Annotated in this window: 13 protein-coding genes and 3 pseudogenes; 6 read left to right on the plus strand and 10 right to left on the minus strand. The window is 57.8% G+C overall.

The features are described 5' to 3' along the window. Positions 1-73: 73 nt before the first annotated feature. Entirely contained in the window at positions 74-1,285 is a 1,212-nt protein-coding gene (locus tag ACYCVF_RS30830) for an NAD(P)/FAD-dependent oxidoreductase (RefSeq protein ID WP_459606855.1), read from the minus strand. 107 nt (positions 1,286-1,392) lie between these two features. On the opposite strand from ACYCVF_RS30830, the gene ACYCVF_RS30835 reads away from it, so the two are divergent. From ACYCVF_RS30835 to ACYCVF_RS30860, 6 genes and pseudogenes are all read left to right on the plus strand, one after another. After that, positions 1,393-2,817 carry an aminotransferase-like domain-containing protein gene (locus ACYCVF_RS30835; RefSeq protein WP_459606856.1) on the plus strand — a complete coding sequence of 475 codons (1,425 nt, stop codon included), beginning with the start codon at positions 1,393-1,395 and terminating at the stop codon, positions 2,815-2,817. 190 nt (positions 2,818-3,007) lie between these two features. Further along, entirely contained in the window at positions 3,008-3,340 is a 333-nt protein-coding gene (locus ACYCVF_RS30840; RefSeq protein WP_459607007.1) for a non-heme iron oxygenase ferredoxin subunit, read from the plus strand. Positions 3,341-3,379: 39 nt separating this feature from the next. Next, positions 3,380-4,501: an amidohydrolase family protein gene (locus ACYCVF_RS30845; protein ID WP_459606857.1), complete on the plus strand. Its 1,122-nt coding sequence runs from the start codon at positions 3,380-3,382 to the stop codon at positions 4,499-4,501. After that, positions 4,498-5,616, plus strand: a complete 1,119-nt coding sequence (locus tag ACYCVF_RS30850; RefSeq protein ID WP_459606858.1) for an amidohydrolase family protein — start codon at positions 4,498-4,500, stop codon at positions 5,614-5,616. Before ACYCVF_RS30845 ends, ACYCVF_RS30850 begins: the two co-directional genes overlap by 4 nt. Beyond that, positions 5,609-6,022 (plus strand): Rieske (2Fe-2S) protein, encoded by a 414-nt coding sequence (locus ACYCVF_RS30855; protein ID WP_459606859.1) that lies wholly within the window; start codon positions 5,609-5,611, stop codon positions 6,020-6,022. Before ACYCVF_RS30850 ends, ACYCVF_RS30855 begins: the two co-directional genes overlap by 8 nt. 267 nt (positions 6,023-6,289) lie before the next feature. Then, positions 6,290-6,793: pseudogene (locus tag ACYCVF_RS30860) on the plus strand (transposase); the annotation flags it as partial. A 36-nt stretch (positions 6,794-6,829) separates the two neighbouring features. Here ACYCVF_RS30860 and ACYCVF_RS30865 read toward each other — a convergent pair. From ACYCVF_RS30865 to ACYCVF_RS30905, 9 genes and pseudogenes are all read right to left on the minus strand, one after another. Next, positions 6,830-6,973, minus strand: a pseudogene (locus ACYCVF_RS30865) (transposase domain-containing protein); the annotation flags it as partial. Between the two features lie 113 nt (positions 6,974-7,086). Further along, entirely contained in the window at positions 7,087-8,088 is a 1,002-nt protein-coding gene (locus ACYCVF_RS30870) for a tyrosine-type recombinase/integrase (protein WP_459606860.1), read from the minus strand. Continuing rightward, positions 8,085-9,011, minus strand: coding sequence for a tyrosine-type recombinase/integrase (locus ACYCVF_RS30875; protein ID WP_459606861.1), 927 nt, complete (start codon positions 9,009-9,011; stop codon positions 8,085-8,087). Before ACYCVF_RS30875 ends, ACYCVF_RS30870 begins: the two co-directional genes overlap by 4 nt. After that, a complete protein-coding gene (locus ACYCVF_RS30880; protein ID WP_459607009.1) occupies positions 9,008-9,958 on the minus strand; it encodes a tyrosine-type recombinase/integrase in 951 nt (316 codons plus the stop codon). The genes ACYCVF_RS30875 and ACYCVF_RS30880 overlap by 4 nt, the downstream gene beginning before the upstream one ends. Positions 9,959-10,362: 404 nt before the next feature. Next, positions 10,363-11,175 (minus strand): annotated as a pseudogene (gene tnpC / locus ACYCVF_RS30885) (IS66 family transposase); the annotation flags it as partial. Between the two features lie 29 nt (positions 11,176-11,204). Then, positions 11,205-12,962 (minus strand): hydantoinase B/oxoprolinase family protein, encoded by a 1,758-nt coding sequence (locus ACYCVF_RS30890; protein ID WP_459606862.1) that lies wholly within the window; start codon positions 12,960-12,962, stop codon positions 11,205-11,207. Beyond that, positions 12,959-15,034, minus strand: a complete 2,076-nt coding sequence (locus tag ACYCVF_RS30895) for a hydantoinase/oxoprolinase family protein (RefSeq protein ID WP_459606863.1) — start codon at positions 15,032-15,034, stop codon at positions 12,959-12,961. The genes ACYCVF_RS30890 and ACYCVF_RS30895 overlap by 4 nt, the downstream gene beginning before the upstream one ends. A gap of 419 nt (positions 15,035-15,453) precedes the next feature. Then, on the minus strand, positions 15,454-16,518 hold the full coding sequence (locus ACYCVF_RS30900) for an ABC transporter substrate-binding protein (protein ID WP_459606864.1): 1,065 nt from the start codon (positions 16,516-16,518) through the stop codon (positions 15,454-15,456). 692 nt (positions 16,519-17,210) lie between these two features. After that, positions 17,211-18,218 (minus strand): GlxA family transcriptional regulator, encoded by a 1,008-nt coding sequence (locus ACYCVF_RS30905; protein ID WP_459606865.1) that lies wholly within the window; start codon positions 18,216-18,218, stop codon positions 17,211-17,213. Positions 18,219-18,558 lie beyond the last annotated feature (340 nt).

Below are 18,558 nucleotides of genomic sequence, written 5' to 3' on the forward strand. Positions count from 1 at the left end.
GTTGGGATGGCCGGCCAACCCGGCACCAAGAGCGGAAAAACACCTATCGTCTACCTAATCGTGGCCAGCCCGATCATGTTGCAGGAAGATCAAGAAAACTGGCGTCCGGAAACATCTCTCTGGCCAGTCTCACGCCACGGCTCATCATTCTCTTGATCAGCGTAATGTCTCTACCACGATTCATCGCGACTGCGCCCTGGAACGAGCCATTTTCGTCAGCGGAGATCAAGGTCCAACCGTTCTGATCTTTTCCCTCGACGATAAGGTGCGTGTTCCCTCGATTGGGAAGCCCGACCGACTGTAGGTTTAGGTGATATTGATCCGACCAAAGCCAAGGCAGTTCGTCATAAGATGCGCTCACGCCAGCCATGGTGCTCGCGGCCACGGCCGGCTGTTCGGACGCAACGCGCCAGGACTCAACCCGTGCAATGTGTCCGTCGGGCGTGGCTGGGTACGTTGTCACCTCCCCAGCAGCAAAGATCGCCTCGTCACTGGTTCTGCAACTACGATCGACTACAATGCCGTCTTGCACCGCGAGCCCAGCTGCAACGGCAAGTTCAACATTCGGCAGAATTCCAATCCCGACGACGACCAGGTCTACTTCGATCGATGTATTGGCGAACTGGACCAGGATACTATTGGGCGTATGATCGGCGCGAATTGGCTTTTGGCCGAGCAGAAACTCGACTCCATTTTGTTCATGAAGCTTTTGCACGCAATTACTTACATATGGCGGCATCGATCGTGCCAATATGCGATTGCCAGCCTCGATGATCGTCACTCGACATCCGACTTTGGCTGCAACGGACGCAACCTCCAACCCTACGAAGCCGCCGCCGATTACGGCGACCCGCTTTGACCCGGCGGCCAGAGCTGCTCTCAGATGGATCGCGTCTTCCAAAGATCGAAGGTAGCATATGCGCGAGGACGGCTCGAACCCATCAAGCCGGCGCGGGCGCGAACCAGTCGCGAGCAAGAGGCAATCATACGGGTAGGCGCGTCCATCAGAAGAATGAACCGTCCTATTACCACGATTAATCGTTGTCACAAACGTGCCAGACAGATATTCGACGCCGAGCGCTTCATAATCGGTCTCTTTGCTTAGGAATGGTCTCGTTCCGTCGAGACCGCTGAGCAAGAACTCTTTGCTCAGTGGTGGACGATCATAGGGTCGATGGATTTCATCTCCCAGCAGGATAATTTGATCATCCCTCGAGTGACTCCGAAGAGCGAGCGCCGCCCGATGACCTGCCAGACCTGCCCCCACGATGACATGTCTTCTCACGTTGTCGCCTCCGATATGGTGCCTTGCAGCACCAGAGCAGATCTGCGAGTGTCACAGCAGGCGCAGTTAATCAAAAAACCGATAGGAACAATTTCGAGGCTTTTGTAATGTACCGATACGAGGAGGTAGTTCGCCTCGTGCGTGAATGGCTGGACATGGGAGTGCTCAAGCCGGGAGACCGTCTGCCATCCATTCGACAAATGAGCGCTCAGTGCCGCGTCAGTCCGATTACCGTCCAGCATTCATACGGTTTACTGGAAAGCGAAGGGCTTATCCGGTCAACGTCGAGATCCGGATACTACGTGGCGGAAGGTCAACGGTTGCCGGTCCTATCCCCTGGACAATTGTTAGATGACCACACAATCAAGTCACCTGGAGTTGACACCTCACTGCAGGAACTGTTCGAAGCCTGGCAGCGGCGCAACCTGCACGGTTTCGGCTCGTTACATATCAGCCCTGATCTCTTGCCCACAAAGGACGTTACCGCTCGCTACTTAAGGGCTCTTAGAGAAGAAGTGCACCGCCCGTTGAAAGCGCCTGCCGTCTCCGACTATGCGCGCCTGCATGAAATAATATGCAAACGCGCATTTATGCGTGGCGAAATGGTACATCCGGACGATGTCCTTCTGACTAAGGATACTCAAGCAGCCCTGGAGCTCGGCCTATCGGCTATCACAGAACCAGACGACGTCGTCCTGGTAGAAACTCCGTCGTACCCTCCGCTGTACAGCGCAATGAAGCGACGGCGACTAAAGGCAATTGAGCTCTACTCGCATCCGGAGACAGGTATCGATCCAGCTCAGTTTGAGCACTTGATGTCGCACAATGATGTCAATGCATGTGTGCTTATGCCGCGGCACCATATTCCCACTGGCGTTTCCTACAAAGAGGAAACACTGCGTCGAATCGTTGACGTCGCGACTAAGCTTAAAGTCCCAGTATTGGAAATGACCGTCTATTCAGGGCTGCACTTCAATGATCGACATCATCGATCGCTGAAGTACTTCGATGAAGATGGTTACGTGGTACAGTACGTAAGCTTCGGAGAGACAATCGGACAACGCTACGGCTTGGGTTGGCTTGTTAGTGACCGATATCGAGCAAGGATTCGAGAATATATGTCGACGGTTTATCAGCCGTCGGTCGATTTTGCGCTCTTCTCTGCAGTCACATCTTATATGAGCCATCATAGCTATGATCGACACCTTCGACGCCTGCGGGACAGATTAGCGGAGCGCGTACGACGTGGCCTAAGCGTCATCAGCCAGAACTTTCCCGAATCGTGCTCGGTCTCGCGACCGGATGGCGGCTATTTTTGCTGGGTTCGATTGCCTGCCGCGGTCGATAGCATCGAGCTGGCAAAAGCTGCAATCGGTCGCGACGTAACCGTTCTTCCCGGGCCTCTTTTTTCCCTGAATGGATCGTTTCGAAATTTCCTCGCGCTAAATCTGTCTTATCCATGGGACCTTGCCAGTGAAGCCCAACTCAAGTGGATCGGCCGCTACATAACTGAGGCCGATAACTTCGGCTGAACTTCAGCTAATCAGCTGGTTGTACTGATCTTCTTGATCTAAATCTGCGCATTGTTTGGCCCGGCTGTGCGAGCAAATCTGCGTTCCGGATCTTGCCGTTTCGAGCAAAAGATCCGTCTTTGCAATAAATCGCTGACTCAAACTGGATGCTATGAACACAGATTCATCCCGGAACCCGCCGCCTTCGGAAGTGTCATCTGGAAATCGGCCCGCCGGTAAGTGGGTAGCGGTTTCGCCTTTAGCGAATTTGGCGTCGGGAAAGATGGCCGGCGTCGAAGTCGGCGACCTGCGAATCGCAATCTATAATGTCGAGGGCCAATACTTCGCCACCGACAACGTTTGCACGCACGCCTTTGCGATATTGACCGACGGATGGTTCGAGGACGGCATTATTGAATGCCCTTTGCATGCAGGCCAATTCGACGTCAGGACAGGTCAAGCTCTTGGTGATCCTGCGACTTGCGATTTAAGGGTGTTTGAGACTCGCGTTCGCGGGGAACAGCTTGAGGTCTTTGTGCCTTAAGGCATGAAGTGCGAAAATTTACGGGAGGCTGTGGTCAACATGGAATCTGAGCGCATCGACTACACTGTTGCTTTTTCGGATGGGGAAAGTGTCCCTGATGTCGGCTGCATAGACTGCGATGTTCATCCTGCAGTACCCAATTTAGGGTCCCTCCTTCCATACATGGATGAACATTGGAGGAGGCAAGTTGTCGAACGCGGAATGGAGCGCGACGGTCTTGATAGCTCCAGCTTTCCTCCCCATGCTCCAGCCTTGTGCCGGTCAGACTGGCGGCCAGAACATGGATTGCCCGGCTCGCGACCGGAGGATTTGATCAAGCACGCAGTCGCGCCGTTTCGGACGCGGGCTGCGATCTTAAACCCGCTGTTTGGCGTCCAATCCATTGGCGATGAGGGAATGGCGGTTGCCTTTACGAGGGCTCTAAACGAGTGGATTGCCAAAGAGTGGCTGCCATACGACAAGCGTCTCCACGCATCAATCGTCGTTTCGCCCCAGAATCCTGCTGCCGCTGCTCAGGAGATCGAAAGGTTGGCGCCGAACGGGCGTTTTGTCCAGGTTCTCATGCTGGCCGCTAATGAACTGCCGCTCGGAAGACAATTCTACTGGCCGATTTACGAGGCGGCAAACAAGTATAAATTGCCGATAGCGATCCATTGCGGCAGCAATTACCGACAGGCACCATCATCTCTTGGGTGGCAATCATACTTCGTGGCCGAATACGTTGATCATCCGAATATCTTTCAGTCGCAGATACTAAACATCATCACTCAAGGGGTATTCACCAGATTTCCAGAGCTGCGATTCGTCTGTTCGGAAGCAGGATTTTTATGGCTCCCTCACTTCTTGTGGCGCGCCCTGAAATCCTGGCGTGGTCTCCGGTTCGAGACTCCGTGGGTCGACAAGTCGCCCACCGAGATCATTCGCCAGAACTTTCGTTTTACGCTCCAGCCAACCGACGCGCCTCTTGCCCCAGGGGTCTTTGAACGCGTGTTCGACCAACTCCAATCTGATGAGATGATTCTCTTTTCGACCGATTACCCGCACTACCATTTCGATGGCATTCGAGCGTTGCCTGGAGGCATTTCGGCTGCGCTCGCCCAGAAGATCTGTGTCGATAATCCCTTAAAGACCTACCCTCGCCTGCAGGAGGTTCAACGATGAACAAACCAGTCGATCGCGGTGCTTTCGAAACGACCGGAAAGATCAAGCAACAGATTATTGATTGCGATATGCATCCGTCGCTCCGATCGTACAAGGATTTATATCCTTACCTCAGTCAGCGATGGCGGACGCATCTCGACAACTTCGGAGTGCGCTATCGCCAACCGTGGACCGAGGCCCCTAGATATCCGAAGGCAACGCCGGCCCTTTCCAGGCGAGACGCTTGGCCACCGGAAGGCGGCCCGCCTGGATCTTCATTGTCGTTCATGCAAGAACAATATCTAGATCCCTGCGGGGTCGAGTATGGCATCCTGTTCCTATTGCACCCAATGGGGATGATGGACCGAAATCTGGACTTCGGAACGGCGCTGTGCAGTGCCGTCAATGATTGGCAGTACAATGAGTGGACACAAAAAGATCGGCGGCTAAGAGCCAGCTTGGTCGTCAATGGCGAAGATGCGCAAGGCGCGGTAGCAGAGATTGAGCGTTGGGCCGGCAAGGCGGACTTTGTTCAGGTTTGCATGGCTGTCCGCGTCACCGAAGCCCTGGGCCGCAAACGCTACTGGCCCATTTTTGAAGCGGCCGTGCGACACAATCTGCCCCTAGGACTTCACACCAACGGCGAGAGCGGCGTGCCCGGCGGAATGGGTTGGCCCTCCTTTTACGAAGAGCATCACCACACGACAACCTTTCAGCATCGTGAGCTTCTCACAAGCTTGGTTTTCGAGGGTGCTCTCGAGCACTTTCCAACACTCAAAGTGGTACTCGTTGAGGGCGGATTCGCGTGGATCAACGCTTGGTGCTGGCGCGCGGATCGTCAATGGGCCCGCATGCGCGATGAGGTCCCGCATGTCAAGATGCCGCCGTCGGAATACGTCAAACGGGCCATCTATCTAACGACTCAGCCCATGGATGAGCCCGAGAGGGCGAAAGACCTCCGCGATGTAATATCCTGGTTCGGTTGGGATCGATTACTGTTCGCATCGGATTATCCACACTGGGATTGGGACGATCCCAGTCATGCGTTCAAGTGCGCCCTTTCAGAGGTGGAGCGACGCAAAATCTACTTCTCGAACGCAGCCAAATTGTACGGACTGGAGCGGCGCGATGCCTAAGCATGTTATTGCGGCCGTAGGCGATATTCCGGATGGTGGCCGGCTGGCTACAACGGTGAGAGGCCGTCCGGTCGTTGTTTTCAATCGCAACGGACAATTTTTCGCGCTGCTTGACCGGTGTCCTCACTCGGGAGCACGTCTGAGCCAGGGATTGCTTACAGGCTTGCTTCGGTCGGATGGACCGGGCTGCTTCAACTACTCACGACCGGGAGAAATCATCAAATGCCCCTGGCACGGCTGGGAGTTTGATATTCGCTCGGGGCAATCATACTGCAGTCCGGATTCGGTGAAGACGAAAGCTTACGATGTCAAAGTTCAGTCCGGCTCCGAGCTTGAAAAGGGACCGTTCGTCGCAGAGACATTTCCTATCTCCATTGAGAATGACTACATCGTCTTGGAAATGTAGGTACGCAAGATTCGATTGGGGATGCCCTGCTGGGCGCTCTTGGCCTTTCGCGACGCCGCAGTGACGAACTCGCTCGTCAATTGCAATCAAACCTAACAAGTCGTCCGTGAAGAGCGGCTAAGCGATTGAGCTGGAATCGCATTTGTCGTTGTTGACTGTTTTGCGATTGCAGGGTTTTGAAGCTTCGAACATCGGAACCTTGCAATTTCATTTTCGGGATTCCGTCGAATCGTCAGTCATGATTCCGTCGTCGCATCGGAGGTGGCGATGCGACCGAAGAAGCACAGGACGACGGGATCGAACGATCTGTTCCGGGCCAGGCTGGACCAGATCATCAATATGAAGCACGAGCTGGTTCAGCTCGCCGGCAAGGTCGATTGGGACTGGATCGACGGTGAGATCGCGCCGCTCTATAGCGAGAACGGTCGGCCCGGGATCGCGACCCGCTTCATGATCGGGCTGTTGCTGCTCAAGCACATTTACGGGCTGTCCGATGAGGGGGTGTGCGAGCGCTAAGTCCACGACCCATATTTCCAGTACTTCACCGGCGAAGAGTTCTTTCAGCACGCATTCCCGCACGAGCGCTCGGACCTGAGCCATTGGCGCAAGCGGCTCGGCGACAAGCTGGAGCTGTTGCTGGCCGAGAGCTTGCGGGTGGCGCACGAGGCCGGTGCGTTACGCGGCCAGGACCTCAAGCGGGTCACGGTCGATACCACCGTGCAGCCGAAGGCCATCACCTTCCCGACCGATGCCAAGCGTACGCATCCGGCCAGCACCCCGGCCAGGCGCGCCGGTCTGCCGTAGCGCTTAGGCGGCAGCCGCTTTGGACCTTCGGTCCGCGTTCCAAATCCACGGGAGCAGGTCGGCGACTCTGTTGATGGGGTAATCCGGAAGCCTGGCCAGCACGTCAGCGAGCCAGGCTTGCGGATCAACGTCGTTCATCTTGCAGGTTTATGCCGCCCGCCGAACTATGCCGAACGGGTTTGGTATGGCACGCCGTTGTCACGCTGGCACCGTCGATCGCGTGCAGGGCAGCCCCATTCCATTCGGCATAGTCCGGTCGTTCAGAGCGCCTCCAGAAAGGCGAGCAGGCGGTCGTTCGGTTGGAAGCGGGTTCGCTTGCCGCGCTCGTACGGCTTGAGCTTCGCCAGGGCAGCTTCCTTGAGGGCGAGGTGGGCGTGCAGGTACGTCTGCGTCGTCTCGACCGATTCATGACCGAGCCACAGCGCGATCACGGAGCAGTCGACGCCGGCTTGCAGCAGTTCCATCGCAGCGCTGTGCCTCAGCACGTGCGGTGACACGCTCTTGGCCTTCAAAGACGGGCAACTCTTGTGGGCGACGCGAACATGCTTTCCCAGGAGCGACTGGACGCTGTCGGCACTGAGCCGGCCCCCGTGCACGTTGGGGAACAACGCTGTTGCTCCTCTCCGTAACGGTTCCTTGAGCCATGCCTGGAGCGCGCACCGAGCGAGTGTGGTCAGCGGAGTGGTCCGCTCCTTCCGCCCTTTACCGACGCATCGTACGTGTGCGCCAGACCCGAGGTGGACGGCATCCCGGTCAAGGCCAGTCAGCTCGGAGAGGCGTAAGCCCGTCTGGGCCGCGACCAGCAGCAAGGTGTGATCGCGGCGGCCAAGCCACGTCGTTCGATCGGGTGCCGCGAGAACCGCCTCGATCTCGGGGCGCGTCAGGAAGTGCACCTGTCGCTTATCGTGGCACTTGCTCGGTATGGCGAGCACGCGCTGGATCAGCGCACTGTGTGCCGGCTCCTCGAAGGACACGAACGTGAAGAAGGATCGGATGGCGGTCAGACGCAGGTTACGCGTCTTCGCGCTGGCGCCGCGCTTTACTTCGAGATCGGTTAGGAACGCGCCGATGAACGCTGCGTCCAAATCGGTGAGCGTCAGGGCCGATGGGGGCTTCCGCAGCTGCACCTGTGCGAACATGAACAGCAGCCGGAACGTGTCCCTGTAGGAGGCGATCGTGTTGGCGCTAACATTGCGCTGGCGCATGAGACGCTCGGTGAAGAAGCGCTCGATCAATGTGGCGACATTGCAGGCGGGCTTCATGACGTCACCTCCCACCGCCGATCGAGGCGCCGCGCCGCTTCTTCCATCAACTCGGGGCAGGCCGAGAGATACCAGTAAGTATCGCGCACGCAGGCGTGGCCGAGGTAAGTGGAGAGCACTGGGAGTTGTTGCTCGACGTCCTTGCCTTCGCGATACCAGTCGAGCAGCGTCCGGATGGCGAAGCGATGACGGAAGTCGTGCACGCGTGGCCCGGTATGATCACCTGGGCGCCGCAGCCCAATCTCTCTCGACAAGCGCCAGAAGACGCGATGAACGTACTGGTGCAGCAAGCGGCCTCCCCGTTCGGCAACGAAGAAGGTCGAGCCGCAGCGTGATCCGAGCATCGCGTCGCGCCTGTGGGCGTAGTCGCGCAACGCGGTTGTCGTTGTCGGATGCAATGGCACGAGCCGCGACTTGCCGAACTTGGTCAGCCGGACCGTCAGCACGCCGGCGTCGAGGTCGACGTCATCACGCTCCAGGCCCATCGCCTCGGATATACGCATGCCCGTCACCGCGATCAGCCCGAACAGGGTATGGTAGGTCCATCGGCGCAGTCCGCCCGCTGGCGGCAGAGCCAGCGCTGCCGTCAGCAACGCATCGATCTCCGCGTCGCTGTAGACATAGGGCTTGGCGCGCTTCCATCCGGGCAGCATGCCGACGGGCGGCACCTCCGTTCTGGGATCGAAGTTGGCGACATGGCGCGCGAACCCGCGCACGTCGCTCAATCGCAGCGCCCAGGATGCATGACGATCGGGCGGCAGCGTTGCCCATTCCATTGCCAGCTTCGTCGTGATGATCCTGGCTTTGCGTTTCTCCATGAAGGCGACGAAGTCGGCGAGCCGACGGGTCTGGTGCTCGTACTTGTATCCAAACCCCTTGCGCATGCTCAGGTACTTATCGAATGCGGCGCGCAGATTGGTCATTGCGCACCTCCCGGCCAAGGCAGGCTCAATGTTCTCAACGCATCGATGTCGACCTTCGCGTAAATCCGGGTAGTGTCGTGGTTCTCGTGCCGCAGCAACTGTCCGATCTCCGACAAGGTCGCGCCAGATCGGAGAAGCTCGGTAGCGAGACTGTGTCGGAAGATATGGGCGCCGCGGTGTGCGCAACCTTCGATTCCAACGCGATCGAGGGCGGCCTTGGCGATCATGGTGATCGCACATCCGGAAGCAAACCCGATGTGCGGCGCGAGTGTGCGGACGAACAACCGTCGGCACGACGACTTTGGGCGGCCACTGCGCAGATATGCAACGATGGCCGCGCCAACATCTGGCGGTATCGGCATCCGTGCACGCTGTCGGCCCTTGGCGCGAACGAGTATCTCGCTGGCCCGCCAGTCGATATCATCGAGCGTGAGCGTCGCGACCTCGTCGGCCCGCAGGCCAAGCTTGGCAAGCAACAACAGAATGGCGTAGTCGCGCCGTCCGATCACCGTCTTTCGGTCGCAACCATCGAGAGCCTTCCGCACCTGTGCGGCAGGCAGATAGGTCGGCAGAGTTGCGAGCTTCCATCGCCGCATCGATGGAACGCAATCCGCCAACGCGCGCGCGTTCAGCCCCCGATGGTGGAGGTAACGGAGAAAGGCGCGCAACGACCAGCGCATCGCCTTGCCTGTTCCCGGGCTCCAATCCTGGGCGTGGCGCTCAATGTAGCGGATCACGTCCTCTTGGTTGATCTTGCACAGGGCGGCAGCGCCGCCGGAGCACACCTCGTGCAAAAACCTGCGGATGACCGGGAGATGGCGGACGATGGACCTCGGGGCCAAGCCGCGCTCTGATCGCAGGTAGGCATCGAACTCCTTGAAGATCCGTTCGTGCGGGGTGAGAGGCGGTAGCACCAACGGCGCGATTGCGCCTTCCTCGTGCAGCACCGACAACCATCGCTTGAGCGCTGCCCGGTCACCGGGTTGGATAGACTGCCTCCCGCCTCGATGTCGGAGGTACCGCTCAACGACCTGCTCATCGAGATCAATCAGCTTATAGCGACGGCCCGCGATCCAACTCAGGAGCCCGCCAACTACGTTGAGGCAACGCCACGCTCCGTGCCGAACGAGCCTCTCTTCGACGAGACGAACGGCGTAACACTCGACGAGCCGTCCGTGCGACCCGCTTCTGAGACGCCGGTACAGCCGGCTTCTGCCCAAGTACTCTTCAACTTCCATCTTCCTGTTCTCCGCTGTTGACAGCGGAGGCACAGAACGAACTATGCCGAACCGACCAAACGCCGGTCAGCCAGAAATCTGGGGAAAACGACCCAACTCGGCATAGTTCGGCGGGCGGCATAAACCTGCCTATGCCGCGCGCGGCATAGGCAGGTTTCGATCAGGGTATAGACGGCGGCGGCACGATTGCCGCCAGCATCTGAACCGGCGAAGGTCCAATTTCGTCTTCCGATAGCCACGCCGCGTAGCGCTCGTTCGGCAGCGTTGTTCGAGAGGCAGACGCGTCCGTCGTCCAGGAAGCGGGTAAACGCCGGCCAGCCGTTGAGCAGGTAGTTGATCGCCTTTGCAGTATCGTTGCCTGAGGAGAGCAACGTCCGCTGCTTGCGCATCCAGATCTCGAGATCAGCAACGATCGGCGCGGACTTTTCACGACGCACCGCAAGTCGCTGTTCCGGCGTTTTGCCGTTGATGGAGCGCTCGATCTCGAACAGGATATCGATGCGCCGGACGGCCTCGCTGGCAATCGGCGCCTCTCCAGACTTCGCCAGATCAAAGAACTTTCTTCGGCCATGGCTCCAGCAGGCCGCTTCAAGGATTGGAGCCGGCTTCCTTTGGGCCTTGTAGAGCTGGTTATATCCATCAAAGGCATCGGCCTGCATCAGGCCCACATAGCCGGCAAGATGGCTTCGCGGGTGCTCTCCAGCCCGGTTGCGCGAGTAATAGAACAGGGCCGCCGGCGGATCCGTGCCGCCAAACGGCCGGTCATCGCGAACATAGGTCCAGATCCGGCCGGTCACCGTCTTCAGCTTGGCCAGTACCGGCACCGTCGTATCGTCGGCGTGGATGCGTTCCGCGCTCATGACGTGGATCCGGAGGGCCTCAATAATGGGATCGAGTGCTACCACGCAGGCGCCGACCCGATCCGCTGACGATACACGTGTCACCTGTCCGACATTTAGTCGCGACAGCCGTGTTCCTGACGTGCTTCCAATGTTCTTAGCTTTTCACGGCGAGCTTGCGTTGCCTCTTTGTCAATCTCAAAATCGGTGTTTGTCAAAATGACCCCGTAGTCCGCTTCCGCTCTCTCGCAAGTGACCACTCCATCGAGAACATCATCTCGAACGTCTTCCGGACGTCGGTCAAGCGGCGAGCCATAACCCCCGCCGCCGCCCGTTTTGATCGTCAGCCTTAACGGAGGGAGTCGCTCAACGCCGAATCGAGGCGGGATATACGCCACCCCATCCTCGAAGCTGATCGAATAGCTCCCTGTGCCTCCAGCACGTCCGCCGAGCACCCCAAACGATGTTGGCTTGCCATTAGCGTCGCCACGGTATGAGTACTCGGCGGGGTACTTGACATGGATTGTTGCTATTGCGCCCGTCCCGCCTCGATACCGACCCGCGCCACCGCCATCCGCGACGAGCTCCTGACGTTCCACCAAGAAAGGATAGCTCGTCTCGAAATCCTCGACATCTGGTAGCGCGAGGCCACCCAGCGTGGGCAGCATTCCCATGACATTGAATCCATCTCGGCCTTTGACCGCGCCCGTCCCAGGTTGCGAAATCCATTGATAGGCGACGTAGTATCTTCCATTGCCGTCTGTCCCTGACGTGTTGCAATCTGAGATTCGGCTCCAGCCTGCACAGCTCAATTCGGGATCGGCGGGGCTCAAGGCCTTCCAGATCGCGTGTACGATCTGTTGCATCACGTAGGCTGTTACCGGCGCGGGCGCCTTTGCGTTCACGAGTGATCCCTCGGGGGCCTCGATGCGAACGCGACGGAAGATACCGTCGTTGCGCGGAATGTGCCCGCCGAGGAAGGCGATCAGCGCCATAAGCACCGATGTTAGTGTGCCCTCCAGTGGGGCGTTTTTGAAGCCGCGCACCTGAGGACTCGTTCCCGCAAAGTCGACGAAAAGATCATCCGCGCCAACAGTGATCGCAACCTTGATCCGGGCATCTATGGGGTCGAAGCAATCGTGATCGAGAAAGTCCTCGCCATTGTAAGTCCCCGGCTTCAGCTTGCGTATTGCATCGACAAAACACTCCTCTCCCCAATCGAGAAGAGACTCGAACAAGCGGCCCAATCCTTCGGCCCCCATCCGGGTAGCCATGTCTTGGAGGCGTTTGGCGCCGATCTCGGTCGACCCTAGCATAGCGCGGAGATCACCGTCGAGCAGGTCGGGAGCTCTGGAGTTCAGCAGGATCAACCGCCAAATATCATCCTGCACCTCGCCCTGCGAGACGAGCTTTATGGTTGGAATGCGCAGGCCCTCGTGAAATATCTCCTCCGCCTTGCAATTGTATGTTCCCGCAGCACCGCCTCCTATATCCGACTGGTGTCCACGGTTGCAGGTGAACGCAACCAGCACTCCATTCAGGAACACCGGTCGCATAATCGTGAAGTCGGGCAAATGATTGCCACCAGCGACATACGGATCGTTAGCTAAGAAGCAATCGCCGGGATGAATACGGTCTGCGAAGGTTTCAAGCAGCCGTGACAGCGCTGCCCTGCCGCCACCGGTATGAGCTGGCACACCATCAGCTTGCGCGATAACGTTTCCGCGGCCGCTTCCAATGAAGCACGAGAAGTCGTGAGACTGGCTGAAGATCGGGCTTCGCGCCGTCCCCATGGTAACCCAGCCCATTGTTCGGCAAATATGATCGAGCTGCTTCTGGCCTAGAGCCAAGCTGATCGGATCCACCAGCCTCATGCCGCTTCTCCTCGAGCAGGGACTTGAAGCCGAACAACAAGGTTGTTCGAACTATCAACTTCCAATTTCTCGCCCAGTCTAATGAATACCGTCGTGGTCACATCATTTATAATTGCCGGCCCAACAAGGCGCGCGCCTGGCCTGAGATCGGCGCCGTCATAGACATTCACGTCGACGGCTCCAATATCGCGGCTTACAACGACGCGACGCTGTCCTGTTGCTGCAGGGACGTAGCAATGACCCGGAACTTTCTGGATCGAAACACCAGGAAAATGTCGGGAGCCACTTATACGCAGCGCACACGTCATCACGGGAGAGTGCTCGTGAGTATGACCATACAGAACCCTGTAGCGCTCTTCGTATTCTGCGACGATGTTTTCGATATTGTTGTCCCTCCATTCTACGGAGAGCTGAGATTGCTGATCCAAATAGTTGAGATCGATGTGGCGGTTGAAGAGCGGCCCGCTTCCGGTGTCACCGTACGCCATAAGGCGTGCATGAACCTTCGCCTCTAGCTCACGGGCGACATCCTCGAAATGTGCGAGTGCGTTCTGATCGAAGAGGCGCCGGATCGGTCGGACCACATCCAGACGAACATCTGAATTGAGCATGCCAAACGCGCAAAAAACGCCGGCGAGCCGCGGGATATATACCGTTGAGCAGCCGAGGCCTCGCGCCACAGTTGTCGCGTGCAATGCACCCGCCCCGCCCACAGCAACCAGCGTGAAGTCTCGAACATCGAAGCCACGCTCCGCACTTACATGCTCAACGGCATTGCGTAAGTTCTGATCCATCAAGTCGATAATCCCGAGCGCAGCCGCTTCTGGCGCTAGTCCAATGGTATCACCAAAGACACGCTGAAGCGCCCGCCGAGCCGCTCGATCGTCAAGATCTAGCGTGCCGCCGGCGAACGGCCCTGGAGCGAGCCTGCCAAGGACCAGCTGAGCATCCGTGTTCGTTGGATCCTCTCCACCCCGTCGATAGCACACCGGGCCCGGCACTGATCCGGCGCCTTCAGGCCCCAGTTTCACCATTCCGCCAGCACCGAGCCGCGCAATGCTGCCGCCCCCGGCACTCACAGAATGAATGTCCACGCTCGGCACAAGGGCACAGTATCCCGCGATATCAATGCGGTCTGTCGAATGAACGCGGCCACGTTCCATCAAGGCAAGGTCGCAACTCGTACCGCCCATCTCCAGAGAGATCAGGTTGTCGCTTCCCGTCATAGCCGCAACATGTTTTAGGGCGCCGACCTGGGCCGCGGGTCCTGAAAGAAGTAAGCAGGCGGGATTGCTGGCGATTTCGTCTACTGACGCCATACCACCATTGCTTTGCATTAGGAGCAGAGGGCCATGCAGCTCGTTGTGGCGCAGAATACCCTCTAAAGATCGCAAATAAGGAACGACACGCTGCGACACGTAGGCGGCGAGGACAGTTGAGGACGTGCGGCCATACTCACCGGCGTAAGGTGAGATTTCATGGGAGCAAAAGATTGTATCCCTACCCCAGTCCTCCAGAAGGATTTCCTTCGCCCGATGCTCGTGCGCGCCGTTGGCATAGCTATGAAGAAAACACACGGCAACGCACTCAATGCCAGCCGCCCGAAATGCCGCCGACGCGGCCCGGACGTCCCCCTCCTCCAAAGCGGCAAGCTCTACGCCGTCCTTGTCCACTCGTCCGCCCGCTGGCAAACGCCAACGACGCGGCACAAGCACACGGGGAAAAGGAGGGCGATGGTTCCAAGGGTCCTCCCGGAAGCCACGGCGGATTTCAAGGCTATCGCGAAATCCCTTGGTCGTGAGGAGTCCAACCCCGGCGCCCTTACTCTCAAGGACAGTGTTTGTTGCAATTGTCGCGCCATGCACGAGCATTGAGCAGTCAGCAAGCAGTTGCTTGCTGGTCAGCCCAATCCGCCGCGCGAGAGCATTAAGGCCCGCCATTATGCCAGCTATGGGATCGTCTGGCATGGACGGTGACTTGATGACTTGAATTTGGCCATTGGTATCTATTGCAACGACATCAGTGAAGGTACCGCCGATATCGATGCCGATCCGCCAAGGTGCAGTGAGCATTCGCCGCCTTGTTTCAAGAGGTCTAGGTTAGCTTTGTAAAAACTGCGGCTGGTTTGAATCCGCCGAGGAGCGGATCTCGGTTTGCCTCGGCGGATCAGCGGATCGTGTGCTGTTAAAACTGTTTATAGCGCCTACAAGCATCCCACACCGCCGTCATACACCTCGTCGACTTGATACGCGTGAAGAGACAACTTGTTACCGCTCAGATGTGCACATGTATGGGCTCGCCCAACAGTTCCATCGTTGCAGACGCGGGCGGCTCGCATTGTGGCGACATAGGCTCTCCCGCAAGTCGCGATGATCCGGCGTCCAGCAAAGCCTGGAACGCCTTAACGTTATGATGAAACTCGGTAGGCGTATTTGAAAAACCGAACTTGGCCAACTGGCGGCGGTTGCGAGACCGAACGCTTATCTCGGTCTCAGCCAGCGAGCCACCATTCCATGAAACGACGGGATACCGTGTCAAAGTTATGCGCCCAATACTCGGCGTCGATAAAGAGGCAGTTTGGGTTGCTCAGATCTGGTTGCCACTTACGAGCCTCGGCGGACAACATGGGCGCGGCTTTCTTGGACACAGGCACGTATCCGAGTCGATCCATCACCCGCGCTTGAACTTCTGGGCGCAGAAAGAAAGCGACGAATTTCAGCGCGCCCTCCTTGTTCGGCGCGCCCTTGAGCACTGCAAGGCCTTCGGTGTCGAACAGCGTCTGTTCAAAGGAGAAAGCCAAGGGTGTCGCGCTGCCCCCCTCATTGGTCGCCTTGACGCGATTGCTGTAAGTGTAGGTGAAATCGACTTCGCCTGACTGCGCAAGAGTAACCAATTCAGTAGACGCAGATGCCCACTTAGCAATGCTCGGCTTCATCCGGTCGAGCGCCTTGAAGGCACGATCGAGATCAAGGGGATAGACGTCCTTCGGCGCCACGCCATCTGCGAGAAGCGCCAAGCTTAGCGTTTCCGGAGCGTATTTAAAGAAAGCTCGACGGCCCGGGAACTTCTTTTGATCGAAAAACTCGGGAAAGTTAGTCGGATGCTTTCCGGCGCCGAATTGCTTCGGATTCCATGCTATGCCGCCGGCATATATGGCGAACGGGACATAGTCGTTTCTCGGTGGGATCGCCATATCCGCCAGGTCAAACATCGAGTGATCCAGCGTCTCCCACAAGCCCTGCTTCGAGCCAGCAGCAGCTTCTGCGCTTGCCCTGTCAGCAACATCCCATTCGACGTTGCCCGTCAGCAATTGAGCCTTGATTTTTGCCAGGTCCGGCGCGGCGACGATGTTGACCCCGATCTCCGTTTCCTTGGTGAAGGGATTGATCACGGTCTCTACCAGAATCTCTTGATAAGTCCCGCCATAAGTGGCGAACGTGATGGAATTAGACTTGGCGACCGCGCGCGAAAGCCCCATCACCTTCGGGGCCGCAAGTGCACCTGCTACCCCTGCCAGGAAGTGGCGACGAGAAACTGCGGAATTACGTTTCCTCATAACTGCCCCTTTTTCTTTCGTTTAAGGCTCTCTGTCTAGACGCACGAAACAAGCCGCGCACGCGGTGCCTCACGGTCGAAAGACTGAAACCAACGCTGTAGTTATCCGCAGCAGCGGAGGGCGCCAACGACTAGGCAGCTCCCTTGCACCTTGGCGACCTCCCTTCGATCTCACTCCCTGATCTGCACGCGGCGGCGAAGTCATTCGCTGGATGCGCGGGCGATGGGCCACGCTGATCCAGCGCATTCCCGTTGTAGACAATATCACGATATATTGCGTAGCGCTATTATATATTTCTAGCGCATGACGCCTTTCATTTTTGACAAACTCAAGTAGAGCGGTCGAATAGACCAGCGGTGCTAGTCGTCGGCTTAGACCGCCGCTCAAAATTGATCTTGCCGCGCCTAGGGTCAGCGTCTCCTCGACAATCTGGGCCTTGTTATCCTTGGAGAGCCAACGGCGTCGTCCCGTCTCCGTGACCACTTCCAGGCGGCCCGTCGTCACGTCCGACTTAAGTGTATGGTCAAGCATAGATCCGAGCCGATCCCTTCAAAGAGATCGTGAATCTCGCCTATCTCACCAACCGCAAGAAGGTGCGATCAAAACCGCGCTTAGTGGGCGTCGCCGGAATGCCTATGTGGTGATCAAGCAGAGCCTGACTGAGTTTCGCTGCTCGGTTTAATCCTAATGAATTAACGCCGCCTGTCATCTATCTCGCGCAATCGCTGTGTCCGCGGTGCCTGGCCGAAGCGCGCGCGATAAGTGCGAGAGAAGTGGCTTGCACTCGTAAAGCCGCAGGCCAGCGCGATTTCAAGTACAGAAAGGCTAGTTTGGCGGACCAGATCGCGAGCACGATCGAGCCTTATCGTGAGATAGTGCTCGCCGAGCGAGCAACCGAGATGCTGACGGAAGAGCCGTTCGAGATGTCGCAGAGAGACGCCGGCAAGCCGCGCCAGTTCCTCTCGGGATACCGGATCTTCCACCGTTTGCTCCATCCGGCCGACCACGCGGAGCAGGGGGGCATGGGCGATCCCGAGACGCTCCCTTAATGGCATTCGCTGAGGACCTGTCCCTTCCCGAACATGTGTCTGCAAAAACCACTCGCTAACACCCATCGCCAATGCAGTGCCATGTTCGCGAGCGATCATCGCATGCATCATGTCAAGCGGTGCAGCACCACCGCTCGATGTCAGTCGATCGCGATCGATTTCGTAAAGAGAGCGTCGCAGATCGAGTTCGGGATAGTCCTCGACGAAAGCTGGCGCGTGCTCCCAGTGGATCGTGAACCGATAACCAGTGAGCAAATTCGCCCGCGCGAGAATGTAAGGCCCTCCCGACACCCCGGCTATCTTGACGCTGCGCCGCGCGAGTTGCCTCAGCCATGAGAAGGTCGGCGGGTGTTGAAACAAGGCGGGATTGCCACCGGCGCAGACAAACACATAATCGAAATGCGTGTCCGTCCCGACGCAAAACTCCGTTTGAATTCGTACTCCGTTGGAGGCTGCAGCGGCCTCTCCGTCGATGGAGATATGGCTCCAGCGATAGAGCGATTGGCCAGACAGACGGTTCGCAGCGCGCAGCGGCTCCACTACTGATGCGTAAGAGAGCAATGCGAAATCAGGAATGAGCAGAAAGCCGACATGAGCGGTTGGCTTGCCAGAGCTGTTGTCTTCAGATGATTGGCGCCCGCGAGCGTTCATATCGGCAAGACTACGCCCATCAGTCTGCGTCAGACAAGCAGGACTTCTACGATCGTTCGTGCCCACTTCCAGAAACGTTTATGCGCCCAGACCTGACCGGCCCGCAAACTAGCAGCCTGCTTGCCGCGAGGCGCATCTGGATCGTTGACTACCTAGGTCACGATCTTGTCGGACTCACGTTATTTATGGATCTCCACCAAAGCGCTCGCTTGGCGGGCGCCAAATGGGGAAACAATCTGGTCATTGACCAGTGTCGTCGAGGCGCAAGAACAGAAACATCCGCAACTGCATCGTTGTTTCCTGTACGATTCGTACCGATCTGACGCGATTGCAACACACC

The sequence above is a fragment of the Bradyrhizobium cedriense genome, assembly GCF_054602315.1.

What these genes read in the sequence shown, in the direction of transcription:
- ACYCVF_RS30835 (WP_459606856.1), top strand. Translation starts at nt 1,393, where the DNA reads ATGTACCGATACGAGGAGGTAGTTCGCCTCGTGCGTGAATGGCTGGAC.
- ACYCVF_RS30845 (WP_459606857.1), top strand. Translation starts at nt 3,380, where the DNA reads ATGGAATCTGAGCGCATCGACTACACTGTTGCTTTTTCGGATGGGGAA.
- ACYCVF_RS30850 (WP_459606858.1), top strand. Translation starts at nt 4,498, where the DNA reads ATGAACAAACCAGTCGATCGCGGTGCTTTCGAAACGACCGGAAAGATC.
- ACYCVF_RS30855 (WP_459606859.1), top strand. Translation starts at nt 5,609, where the DNA reads ATGCCTAAGCATGTTATTGCGGCCGTAGGCGATATTCCGGATGGTGGC.
- ACYCVF_RS30870 (WP_459606860.1), bottom strand. Translation starts at nt 8,088, where the DNA reads ATGAAGCCCGCCTGCAATGTCGCCACATTGATCGAGCGCTTCTTCACC.
- ACYCVF_RS30875 (WP_459606861.1), bottom strand. Translation starts at nt 9,011, where the DNA reads ATGACCAATCTGCGCGCCGCATTCGATAAGTACCTGAGCATGCGCAAG.
- ACYCVF_RS30890 (WP_459606862.1), bottom strand. Translation starts at nt 12,962, where the DNA reads ATGAGGCTGGTGGATCCGATCAGCTTGGCTCTAGGCCAGAAGCAGCTC.
- ACYCVF_RS30895 (WP_459606863.1), bottom strand. Translation starts at nt 15,034, where the DNA reads ATGCTCACTGCACCTTGGCGGATCGGCATCGATATCGGCGGTACCTTC.
- ACYCVF_RS30900 (WP_459606864.1), bottom strand. Translation starts at nt 16,518, where the DNA reads ATGAGGAAACGTAATTCCGCAGTTTCTCGTCGCCACTTCCTGGCAGGG.
- ACYCVF_RS30905 (WP_459606865.1), bottom strand. Translation starts at nt 18,218, where the DNA reads ATGAACGCTCGCGGGCGCCAATCATCTGAAGACAACAGCTCTGGCAAG.